General features: G+C 43.3%; 3 protein-coding genes. All 3 read right to left on the reverse strand.

Translation table 11 applies throughout. The features are described 5' to 3' along the window. A partial coding sequence (locus C568_RS0129060; RefSeq protein ID WP_018783582.1) for a non-ribosomal peptide synthetase occupies positions 1–4,992 on the reverse strand: 4,992 nt, incomplete at its 3' end. Then, entirely contained in the window at positions 4,989–11,459 is a 6,471-nt protein-coding gene (locus tag C568_RS0129065; RefSeq protein WP_006097600.1) for a non-ribosomal peptide synthetase, read from the reverse strand. The genes C568_RS0129065 and C568_RS0129060, both read right to left, overlap by 4 nt. Before the next feature lie 2 nt (positions 11,460–11,461). After that, a partial coding sequence (locus tag C568_RS0129070; protein ID WP_018783583.1) for a condensation domain-containing protein occupies positions 11,462–13,135 on the reverse strand: 1,674 nt, incomplete at its 5' end.

A 13,135-nucleotide genomic window follows, 5' to 3' on the forward strand; every position in this document is an offset into this window, starting at 1 on the left:
AGAAAGGCTTTCTTGCGCTGCTGTCGTCACTACGATTTGGATCCCTGCATCTTCAATCATGTATTGTAACCGTGATTTCGGATACAACGGATCTAGAACGACATAGGCCCCGCCAGCTTTTAATATGCCAAGTAAACTTGACATGAGCTCAGCCGATCTCGGGAGGTAGACACCCACAACTGATTCAGGACCAACCCCTTTTCTCTGCAAAACATGTGCCAACTGATTTGCCCGCGTATCCAGTTCACCGTAGGTCCACTCTCTCATTTGATCGACCACTGCAATCGCATCGGGACGTCGTGCTACTTTGTCCTCAAATCTGTCGCAAATAAGACCCTCTTGGGACATTTCCATTGCAGTGTCATTCCATGTCTCTAATAACAAATCACGCTCAAATTCGGAGAGCATACTCAAACTATTCAACGGTTTTTGTGGATGATGAGAAACTTCATGTAGCCAGTTCTCAAAATGTCCTGCCATTCGTTCGATGGTTGTAACATCAAATAAATCCTTATTGTATTCAAAAGAGAAAATTAATCCTTCTTCCGCCTCGGCTGCCATTACACTTAAATCAAATTTTGCGATCGAATTATGGTTTTCTATCATTTCGATTCTTCTACCAGACAACACCGGAAGCTCTTGTTTCATATTTTGTAAGATGAACATCGTCTGGAAGATCGGAGAATGACTTGTACTCCGCTCAGGTTGCACAACTTCCACAATTTTTTCAAATGGAATATCTTGATATTCATACGCCTTCAATGCTTTTGTCCGCACCTGAGACAACAACTCTTGGAATGTCGGTGCGCCACTCAGATCAGCCCGATAAACCAACGTGTTGACGAAGAAACCGATTAATTCTTCAATCTCTCTGTAATTACGATTCGCAATTGGACTTCCGACGAGAATATCTTCTTGTCCTGTATAACGAGAAAGGAAGCTTTGATACGCAGCCAACAGAGTCATAAAGAGCGTCGCCCCTTCTTGACGACTGAGTTCGTTCAGTTTGTCGCGTAACGAACGTGACAGCAACACAGTGTGTGTCGATCCACGATGGGTTTGCACCGCAGGACGCGGGTGATCCATCGGCAGTTGTAGCACAGGAAGCTCACCAGACAATTCTTCCTGCCAATAGTGGAGTTGCTGTTCAAGCACTTCTTCCTTCAACCATCCCTTTTGCCATTGAGCAAAGTCCGCATATTGGATCGGTAATGGTTCAAGTTCTGCTACCTTCTCATCCGTTGCTTCCTCATAGAAAGCTATCCATTCTTCAAGTAGGACTCCCATCGACCATCCGTCCGAAACGATATGATGCAGGGTGCAGAGGAGGATCCATTCCTCTTCTCCCACTCGCAAGACGATTGTCCGAATCAGTGGGCCCTCTCCTAAGTCAAATGGCACTTCTGTTTCTTGCTGAATTAAACGATTAACTTCTGCGTCTCGCTCTTCCGGAGAAAGCATAGTTAAATCCATTTGAGGAAGGGACCGGAAAGCATACGGTTGAATCTGCTGCACAGGATGACCATCCATTTCATGGAACACAGTCCGTAAAGATTCATGACGCTCTATCAGCTGATTCCATCCCGTCTCCAATGCTTCAGGTACCCAATTTCCTGTAAGACGGCATACCATCGGCATATTATAAAGTGCACTATTAGGCGTGAATTGGTCAATAAACCACAGGCGCTGTTGGGCATAAGAGAGCGGAATGGCTTCTCCCCGTTCCATCGGCATAAGCGGTGGAATCTCTCGTTTTTTGTCCCCTTTACGCAACTGATCCAGTCGCTTCGCCAGTGCCTCCACCGTTGTAAACTCAAAAAGTTCACGCACCGGTAGTTCGATTTGGAAGACTTCTTGTAAACGTGAGACAACTTGGGTAGCGAGTAGCGAGTGGCCACCAAGCTCGAAGAAGGAATCCTGAACACCAATATTTTCTATGCCTAACACTTGACTCCATACCGATGCGACGAGCTCTTCCACTGGTGTTCGCGGTGAGACAATATTTACGCTCATGGGCTGTCCGTCCAATGCCAGTAAGGCTTTGCGATCGATTTTGCCATTCGGAGTGAGTGGCATCACTTCCATCTCGACAAAGTATGCCGGAATCATGTAATTCGGTAATTGCGTCTTGAGGTGCTCACGCCATTCTCCAGTGTCTCCTTCACCCACCACATAAGCTACTAACCGCTTGTCTCCAGGATGATCTTCCTTCACTAACACAACAGCCTCTTTCACAGATGAATGATCGTGTAGGAACGCTTCAATCTCTCCCAGCTCAATCCGGAATCCTCTGATTTTCACTTGGTTATCTATTCTTCCGATATACTCCACATTGCGATCATTCAGATACCTCACCAGGTCCCCCGTCCGATAGAGCCGTTCCCCTTCCTTAAATGGATGCGGAATAAAACGTTCAGCAGTTAACTCTGGACGATTGAAGTAACCACGTGCCAAGCCTACACCACCAAGGTAAAGTTCCCCAGCCACACCTATCGGTACCACCTGTTGGCTTTGATCTAGCACATACAATTCGGTATTATCAATCGGACGACCAATCGGAATAAGCAACGGTTCTTTTTCTAAATCACAATCATAGTAAGTGACATCTACAGTCGCTTCTGTAGGACCATACAAGTTGCTTAACTTCGTTTGCTGAGAATCATAAAACACACCCTTAAACCGGCGAACTTGTTCGGTATTTAACGCTTCTCCACTGGTAAAAACCTGACACAAAGACGATACGTCCTTTTTCGCTTTGAATTGTTCCATATAATCCAAGAAAGTAGATAACATCGACGGAACAAAGTGCATCGTGGTCACGCGATATCGCTCAATACACTCCTCAATCATTGCAGGATCCTTCTCGCCACCCGGTGGAAGTAAACAAACACGTGCTCCTACAAATGACCACCAAAATAATTCCCAGACAGAGACATCAAACGAAAACGGCGTTTTTTGAAGAATCGTATCCTGTTCAGATAATGGATAGTTTTTTTGCATCCACTGTAATCGGTTGATAACCGAGTGGTGTTCAATCATCACTCCCTTAGGATTCCCTGTCGAACCCGAAGTGTAAATGATATACGCCAAGTTGTTTGCTGTCACTCCGCTCACTGGTGCCAAGCTACTCTCTTTAGAAATCGCTGCTTGATCTCGATCCAAACAAATCGCTTGGATGCCTTCAGGCAACCAACCCTGTAACGCTTCCTTTGTTAAAAGCACTTGGATCTGCGAGTTCTCTAAAATGTATCTCAGGCGATTTTCAGGATAACTCGGATCCAGTGGGACATAAGCCCCACCTGCTTTGAGAATCCCTAAGAGACCAATAATCATTTCGGGTGAACGCTCGACACATATACCGACCAATGACTCAGGTCCTATATCCCGTTTCTGTAAATAATGTGCCAATTGGTTCGCTTTCTCGTTGAGTTCTTGATACGTCAGCTGTCCACCTTCATACACTATCGCCACCGCTCCAGGTGTACGCGCAACCTGCTGCTCAAACAGTTCGTGAATCATGCTCTCATGTGAATAAACTACGTCAGTGTCATTCCATTCTTCCAAGAGCTGCTTCTGTTCTGTGTCCGCTAGCATCGACAGCTTTGTAAATGATTCATCTGGATGATGAACAATTTCGTTCAACCAGTTTTCAAAATGCCCTGCCATACGTGCAATGGTTCTACTGTCAAATAAATCTGTATTGTATTCAAAAGAGACAAATAGACCTTCTTCCACCTCATAAGCGGTTAAACTCAAATCAAATTTCGCGATGGAAATATTACTTTCTATCATTTCCAAACTTCTCCCAGACAGCTCTATTCGTTCTTGTTTTATATTCTGTAGCGTAAACATGGTCTGGAAGATGGGCGAATGACTCGTACTCCGTTCAGGTTGTACAGCTTCTACCACTTTTTCAAACGGAATATCTTGATATTCATACGCTTTCAACGCCTTTTTCTTTATCTGAGACAAAATCTCCCGGAACGTCGGATTTCCACTGAGATCCGCTCGATAGACTAACGTATTAACAAAGAAGCCGATTAATCCCTCTACTCCTTTATGGTTCCGATTCGCAATCGGACTTCCGACAAGAATATCTTCTTGCCCCGTATAGCGAGCAAGAAAGCTCTGATATGCAGCCATTAAGGTCATGAATAAGGTAGATCCTTCTCGTCGACTTAAATCCTTCAATGAACTGAGTAGTGTGTGAGGAAGAATCACATGATACGTGTCCCCAGCGTACGTTTGCGTAACCGGTCGAGGGCGATCCACTGGCAGTTGTAGTATAGGAAGCTCACCGGACAATTCTTCCTGCCAATACGTAAGTTGTCGATCTAGCACTTCACCCTGCAACCACTGCCTTTGCCATTTCGCAAAGTCTGCATATTGAATCGATAGCGAACTTAGTCCAGCAGGCTTCCCACTCATTTCTTCCTCATAGAAGGCAAGCAATTCATTGATCAATATGCCGATGGACCACGCATCAGAAATAATATGGTGCATGGTACATAGCAATAACCATTCCTCTTTCCCTAATTGAACCAGTTGATTACGAATCAAAGGGCCATTCATTAAATCAAACGGATCCTGCGCTTCTCTAGCAATCAAACTCTCTATCTCTTTTTCCTTTACTTCCAGAGGAAGGTGAGAATAATCCTCTACAGGTAGTTTTCTAGGAAGGAATTCCACAATATGTTGCATAGGTTGGTCTCCAACTTCCTTAAAAACGGTGCGTAATGATTCATGACGCTCAATGAGTCGATTTAATCCCTTTTCCAATGCTTCAGGTATCCAATTTCCTTTTAGACGCCATACTGTCGGAATATTATATACTGAACTGTTTGGGTTAAATCGGTCCATAAACAACAAACGTTGTTGTGCATAGGACAACGGAAGCGCTTCTTTATTCTCCTTTTTCTGCATCTGCTTCTGAAGCCACGCTCTCTTCTCAGGAGAAAGCGAATTCAACTTTGCAAGTAAATCACTTCTCATTTTTTCACACCTTCCTCAACCAAGTTTCTCTCGAATATATCTTGCGCTTCTTCCTCTGATAACTCTTCCAATTGCTTAAGAAGTTCAAGTAACTCTTCATCATTACTCGCTGCTGCTTCATTTTGAATATAGTCTTGAAAACTTACATTCTCCTTACTATCATTCTGCGTTTGCTCATTTCCACTACAGCGCAACTGATTAACCCGTTCTGCCAATTCCTGCACCGTAGTATACGTAAATAAATCATGCAGTGGTAACTCAATTCCAAAGGTTTCATTCAGATTAGAAACAGCTTGTGTAGCGAGTAATGAATGGCCACCTAGTTCAAAAAACGAATCATGAATCCCGATATTTTCAGTGCCTAAAATTTGATGCCATATCGAAACAATCGCTTCTTCTGTAGGGGTACGAGGGGCAACATAACCACCCTCTGCTTCCTTGCGCTCTGGTGCAGGTAAGGCTTTCCGATCGATTTTTCCATTTGGGGTGAGTGGGAATGCTGTCAATTCGACAAAGTGTGCCGGAACCATGTAATTTGGTAACTGGGTCTTGAGATAATCACGCCACGCATGAGCATTTCCTTCTCCCGCTACATAGGCAACTAAACGCTGATCACCCGGATGATCTTCGCGTACCATCACAACGACTTCGTTAACTGATGAATGACTTTGTAACGTCGCTTCAATCTCCCCTAGCTCAATCCGGAATCCACGGATCTTCACTTGATGATCGATCCGACCGAGATAATCCAAATTCCCGTCCGGTAGATATCTCACAAGATCTCCCGTCCGATATACTCGCTCCCCTTCTTTAAATGGATGCGGGATAAAACGCTCGTTTGTTAAGTCAGGGCGATTTAAATAGCCACGCGCCAAGCCTGATCCCCCAAGGTAAAGCTCACCCACTACACCAATCGGGACCATTTGCTGGTTTGCACTGAGTACATATACTTCTGTGTTAGAGATGGGTCTACCAATCGGTGGCACCTTGTGCATGACGTCCTTTTCTAGCTTCATATACGTAGAATAAGTAGTATCTTCGGATGGACCGTATAGGTTGTACACCTTTTCAATCGGACTTCTCTCATACAAGTGCTGGACCAGTGACTGTGGCAACGGTTCTCCAGCCAAATTCATCACTTTTACCGAAGAAGGGATTAACTTTGCTCGAACCAGTTCCTTCGCTGCTGATGGCACAGTATTGACCAAGGTCACATCCTTCGTAGACAACTTGTCCAGATGAAGGGCACTTTCAGCGACAATTACCTTGCCACCCCTCGTCAAAGGAACAAATACTTCAAAAACCGATAGATCAAAGGATAGTGAAGTTGAAGCCAGCACTCCTGCTAATTCCTGTCGGGAATAGGTTTGATGTGCCCAATGGATCATCGCCAACGTACTCCGATGCTCAATCATCACTCCCTTAGGATTGCCAGTGGATCCTGAGGTATAGATGATATAAGCTAAGTTATCGCTTGTCACTTCACTCGTACATACGGTCGTTACTTCCTGTTCGATCGCTGCTCGATCACGATCGATACAAATCATATTAACCGATTCAGGTAACGTCATTTTTTGCTGCAACTTGTCCTGTGTCACCAGTACCTCGATTTGAGCATCCGCTAAAATATACCGTATCCGACTCTCCGGATACGCAGGATCAATCGGAACATACGCTCCTCCTGCTTTCATGATTCCTAAGAGACCGACAATCATCTCGGATGAACGTGTAACGCTGATCCCAACCAATGATTCGCATCCCACACCCCTCTTTTGAAGATAATGGGCCAACTGATTGGAGCGTTCGTTCAGTTCTTGATACGTTAGCTCCTCATCTTCGCACACTACCGCGATCGCTTCTGGCGTTTTCTCCACTTGTTCCTCAAACAATGTATGAATCGTGCTTTCACGTATGGCCACGACACCTGTGTCATTCCATTCCTCTAGTAACCTCTTATATTCTGCTTTCGATAGCATATTCAGCTTTGATAGTGAATCTTTTGGATGAGATACAATTTCATATAACCAATGTTCAAAATGACCTGCCATTCGTTCAATAGTTGCAGCATTAAACAAATCGGTATTATATTCAAAAGTTAGCAATAACCCTTCTTCCGTCTCCGATGCAAATAAACTCAAATCAAATTTGGCAACCGAAGTATGATTTTCCATCAGCTCCATGTTTCTTTCAGATAGCTGAGGTAACTCTTGTTTCATATTCTGTAAGGTAAACATGGTTTGGAAAATCGGTGAATGACTGGTATTCCGTTCAGGTTTTACGGCTTCTACCACTTTCTCAAACGGAATGTCCTGATACTCGTATGCTTTTAGTGCTTTTTTTCGTATCTGCGACAGAAGTTCTTGGAACGTCGGATTTCCACTGAAATCAGCTCGATAAACCAACGTATTTGCAAAGAAACCTATTAATCCTTCAATCTCTTTAACATTCCGGTTCGCAATCGGGCTTCCAGCCAAGATGTCATCTTGTCCCGTATAACGAGAAAGGAAGCTTTGATACGCCGCCATCAAGGTCATAAATAAGGTGGAGTCTTCTTGCAGACTTAATTCCTTGAGCTTTTCCCGTAAGGAATTCGCCACCATCAGAGATTGACTTGCACCACGGTGGGTTTGAACAGCAGGTCGAGGACGATCCATCGGTAATTGCAAGACCGGTAACTCACCGGCCAATTCTTCCTTCCAATATTGAAGGTGCTGATCAAGATTCTCTTCTTTTTGCCATTCTTTTTGCCACATGGCAAAGTCCGCATATTGAACAGGTAACTCCCTCAGTTCAACTGGTTTTCCACTAATGGCTCCTTCATAAAAAGCCATCCATTCTTCGAGTAAGATTCCCATTGACCACCCATCCGAAACAATATGATGCATCGTACAAAGAAGTACCCATTCCTCTTTGTCCACTTTCAAAATTCGTGTTCGGATCAAAGGACCTTGTCCCAAATGAAATGGTTCCTCCGCCTCGTTTTGAACGAGCCGCTTCAACTCTCTTTCTCTGTCTTCCAGAGGGAGAGTTGTTAGATCCATTTGAGGGAGAGGTCTGAAAACATGCGACTGAACCTGTTGAACGGGTTCACCCTCTCGCTCTTGAATTACCGTCCGCAATGATTCATGACGTTCAATCAACTGATTCCATCCCGTCTCCAATGCTTCAAGTGACCATTTTCCTGTCAGTCGACATGCTGCATGAATATTGTACATCGCACTATTTGGCATTAATTGATCCATGAACCATAGGCGTTTCTGTGCGTAAGAAAGCGGAATAGATTCTTCCCGCGACATAGGTACAAGTGGTGGAATCTCTCGTTTTTTATCTCCTTTACACAACTGATCCAGTCGCTTCGACAGTGCCTCCACCGTATCGTACTTGAAAAGTTCACGTAGCGGGATTTTGATCTGGAATGCTTCTTGTAATCGAGAGACGATTTGGGTAGCGAGTAATGAGTGCCCACCACGTTCAAAAAAAGAGTCCTGAATGCCGATATTTTCTATTCCTAACACTTGACTCCAAACCGAGGCGATGAGCTCTTCCGATGACGTTCTTGGTAGGACGTTAAACTCTCCCATAGATTGTCCTTCCGGCGCTGGTAAGGCTTTTCGGTCGATTTTCCCATTCGGAGTAAGTGGGAAATATTCCAACTCTACAAGGTGTGCTGGAACCATGTAATTCGGTAATTGGTCCTGGAGATACGCTCGCCAATTTTGGATATTTCCATCGCTTATCACATACGCTACCAATCGCTGATCACCAGGGCGATCTTCTCTCACTAGCACGACAGTCTCTTTAATAGACGAATGCCTTTCTAAAGTCGCTTCAATTTCTCCAAGCTCAATCCGAAAGCCACGCACTTTCACTTGATGGTCCATTCTGCCTATAAATTCTAAATTCCCATCAGTTAGATATCTTACTGAATCTCCGGTTCGATATAGCCGTTCTCCTAATTGAAACGGATGCGGAACGAACCTTTCAGCAGTGAGATCAGGTCGGTTTAAGTAACCACGCGCTAAACCTGCACCACCAATATACAACTCACCCTCTATCCCTATCGATTGCAAGCACTGATTCTGATCTAATACATACAGCTGAATATTTTGTATTGGATTACCAATACAAACAAATTCTTGATGGGGTTGACAGTCAAATGCATTCACGTAAATGGTTGCTTCTGTTGGTCCATAAAAGTTGGTCAATTTTACTTGTCCGCTCTGATTCCAGTGCTGTTGAAATCGTCTAACCAACCCTGGACTTAGCTCTTCCCCACCGGAAAACACATGACGCACGGACGAACATTTCAGTTTCAAATCAATATGATCGAAATGGTCTAAGAAAACAGATAGCATCGAAGGAACAAATTGGACAACAGTAACCTGATGCTTCTCTATCACTTCAGCTATTATAGAAGGATCCTTTTCTCCACCTGGAGGCAGGAAGGATACACATGCTCCTACACTAATACCCCAAAATAACTCCCACACCGATACATCAAATGAGAATGGTGTTTTCTGCAAGACCACATCCTTTTCAGAGAGTGGATATTGATGTTGCATCCATTCAAGATAATTAATCACCGAATGATGCTCAATCATCACTCCCTTTGGATTACCTGTAGATCCTGAAGTGTACATAACGTATGCTAAATTTTTTCCTGTTACACTGCTTGTACATGCGATCGGTTCTTCCTGTTCAATCGCAATGCGATCTTGATCCATACAAATTGTTTCGATTTGTTCGGATATACCTATTTTTTCTAACTTTTCTTGCGTCACTAGTACTTCGATTCTAGCATCTTCTAATATATAGCGTAGCCGATTCTCGGGATACGTAGGATCAAGTGGAACATAAGCTCCTCCTGACTTTAGAACCCCTAGCAACGCTATCATCATTTTTGGCGACCTTTCCATATATACACCGACTAAAGACTCTGGACCCACACTACGCTTCTGTAAATAGTGAGCTAGCTGATTAGCACGCTCATTCAGCTCTCTATAGGTAAGTTTCTCATTTTCATAAATAACCGCGATCGCTTCTGGCGTTTTCTCCACTTGCTGCTCAAATAACGTATGAATCATGCTTTCAGATGAATATTCTACTTGGGTATCATTCCATTTCTCTAGCAGTTGTACCTGCTCTTCCATTGTTAAATGGGTAATTTCGGATAGCTTTGAATCTGAGCTTTTCGTCATCTGAATTAATGTTTGCGATAGATGATCCTGAATCCGATGAATGGTCTCTTCATCAAAATGATGGCGGTCATACATCAACTTCAAAGTAAATTCCTTACCTGGCATTGCAATGAGCGTCAAAGGATAATTTGTTTGTTCTGCACTTTGGACCTCTAGTAATCTTAAATCAGCATTGCGCTCTCCTTGGATCGGGTAATTTTCGAACACATACAAGGTATGAAATAAAGTACTGCTCCTTGGAACTTCACTCCACCCTTGAATATCGACCAACGAATTATACTCGTATTGTCTCCGTTCCATTTCTTTCATCTGTATCTTACGGAGCCAGTCTACTACTGATGTATCATTCTTTACATGAATTCGGGTAGGCAATGTGTTAATGAATAGACCAACCATTTTCTCTGCCCCTGCTAATTCAGTAGGACGTCCAGAGCTAGTCACACCAAATACGATATCGCTTTCACCGCTATACCGGCTCATCAAGTAAGCCCAGGCTCCTTGCACTAACGTATTTAATGTTAGCTGACTATTTCGTACCCACTCTTGTAAAGTTTCAGTCAGTTCCTCAGATAGCTGATAAACGCTCTCTCCATAACCCTTCTCCTGCCCCTGGTCACTTCTTTCCATCGCTAATGGCGTAGGTGCATGAAATCCTTTTAATTCTTCTGTCCAGAATTTCTCAGCTTTACTTCGATCTTGTTTATTAATCCACTGGATATATTTTTTATAGGGAAGAGACTTTGGAAGATCGAATGCTTCTCCCTTTATCATCTTGAGATAAACTCCCATCACTTCACCGAAGATCAGGGACACACTCCACCCATCCAACAAAATATGATGATGCGTCCAAATGATTCTCGTTTCTTCTTCTGCTTCTTTAATCACAGTGATTCTCATCAACGGTGCTTCGTCTAACGAAAACCCTTTTCTCCGATCAGCATTCAAAAACTGGTGTAATTTCTTTTCCCTATCTCCACATGAAAGAGCGCTCCAGTCTTCTCGACGAATAGTAAAAGGAAGACGTTGATAAACAGCTTGCAATGGCTTTTCTACTTCCTCCCACACAAAAACAGAACGTAGAATCTCATGTCGGTGAATGACGTATTCCCAGGCCTTTTCGAAAGTAGCAACATCCAATCGATCACCGAGTAAGAAACCTACCTGTACAATATAGGAAAAAGAATGCTCATCATCTTGATCATATAAAGTATGAAACAGTATCCCTTTTTGCAAAGGTGATAATCCGTATATATCGATAATGTCCCCCATCGTTACACCCTCTTCTTTGTTAATTTAAGTAATACTTTACTCAAGCTTTCTTCCGTAAGAGCCTCTGCATCAGCAAAGTCAGATACCGTAAAAGCAGACTCTGTCGTTGGTGGATTTATCAGTAGACGAAGTTGATTCAACATGGCATCTGCTATCGCTTTAATCGTCAATCTAGAAAACTGTTTTCTACTATACATCCAAACAAAATGTAACTTCCCATCTTTCACCATACCAACAACATCAATCGGGTGAGATGGTTTCGATTCTGGAGCATGGTCTAAGCGTGTAAACCCTGTCTCTTGCATAAACAAAGATTCTTTGGAAAACACTTGATCAAATTGTCCCAAATAGTTAAAGCTTATTGATGGTTTTTGCTGCTGATAAAACGGAAGCAATTCTCTGCTCAAGTAGCGTAAAATGCCATAATCAATGCCCTGATTCGGAATTCGACGCAATTGCTCTTTCACAGCCTTTAATCCCTCAATAGGTGTTGTTGTTCCTTGAAGATCAAGGTGAACGGGATAAATACTCGTGAACCAACCCACTGTCCGCGATAGATCAACGCCTTCAATCACCTCTTCTCTCCCATGTCCTTCCAAGTGAACAGAAACCTTATGCTGATTTGTACAGTCAGCTATAGCTTGTACTAATGCCGTCAATAGTACCTCGTTAATCCTTGTCTTATGAGTCATCGGAACTTCTTGTAACAACGCGTGGGTCTCTTCTACTCCCAACGTTATCGTCACTTGATCAATCGATGCTTCTGTCGTTTCCTGTATAGGGTAGTCCATCGGAATCGTCATCACTTGTTTTTCTGCCTGTTCATGCCAATAATCTTTTACTTCTTTTGAAAGATCTGACTCACTGTATGCCTGTAGTCGTTCCGACCATTCTTTAAAGGATGTACTTTTCGCAGGTAACTGAACCCTCTGATCTTGTTTCATCTGGTTGTATACGGCCTGTAAATCTTCCAATAGAATTCGCCATGATACCCCATCTATTACTAAATGATGAATCGTCCAGAATAATCGATCGTTCCCATTCGAACCGTCATCAAAGTACACTACTTTCATCAACGGCCCTGTAAGTAAATTGAAACTGGCTTGAGTGATATCCATCTCTTCTTGTATCACTTGATTCCACGCTTGTTGATCAGCATCGTTCCGCTTTACCAAACGAAGTACAGACTGTTCATCGATTCCCTCATTTCTCTGCTTCCAGGTTGCATTTGGTAACTGTTCATACCGGAAACGTAAGGCATCATGATGTTTGAGTAAGTTTAATAGGACTTCCTCTAATAACTCCACATCCAATCTCTCTCTTACTCTTAAAAGCATCGATTGATTCCAATGTTGTGGACGCGGATGTTCTTGCTCGAAGAACCAATACTGAATTGGAGTAAGCGGTACCTCTCCCGTCACAACCCCCTGATCCGCTTGTACTCCCTGATCTTCTTTGACTACTTGCGCCAACTCGGCAATCGTTGGGCATTCAAACATTTGCTTGGGTGTAAGTTTTAATCCCAATTGACTCGCTTGTGATATGATCTGAATGCTGAGAATCGAGTCCCCACCAATTTCAAAGAAGTTATCATGGATTCCCACCTTTTTAATCCCTAATACTTGCTTCCAAATGGTAGCCAGTGTTTCTTCTTTACCATTCCGGGGTGCAACACA

This window comes from Bacillus sp. 95MFCvi2.1 (genome assembly GCF_000374965.1).
GTDB lineage: Bacteria > Bacillota > Bacilli > Bacillales > Bacillaceae_G > Bacillus_A > Bacillus_A pseudomycoides.

Excerpts from the sequence above, each read along its gene's own strand:
- C568_RS0129065 (WP_006097600.1), bottom strand. The coding sequence starts at position 11,459 with ATGGGGGACATTATCGATATATACGGATTATCACCTTTGCAAAAAGGG.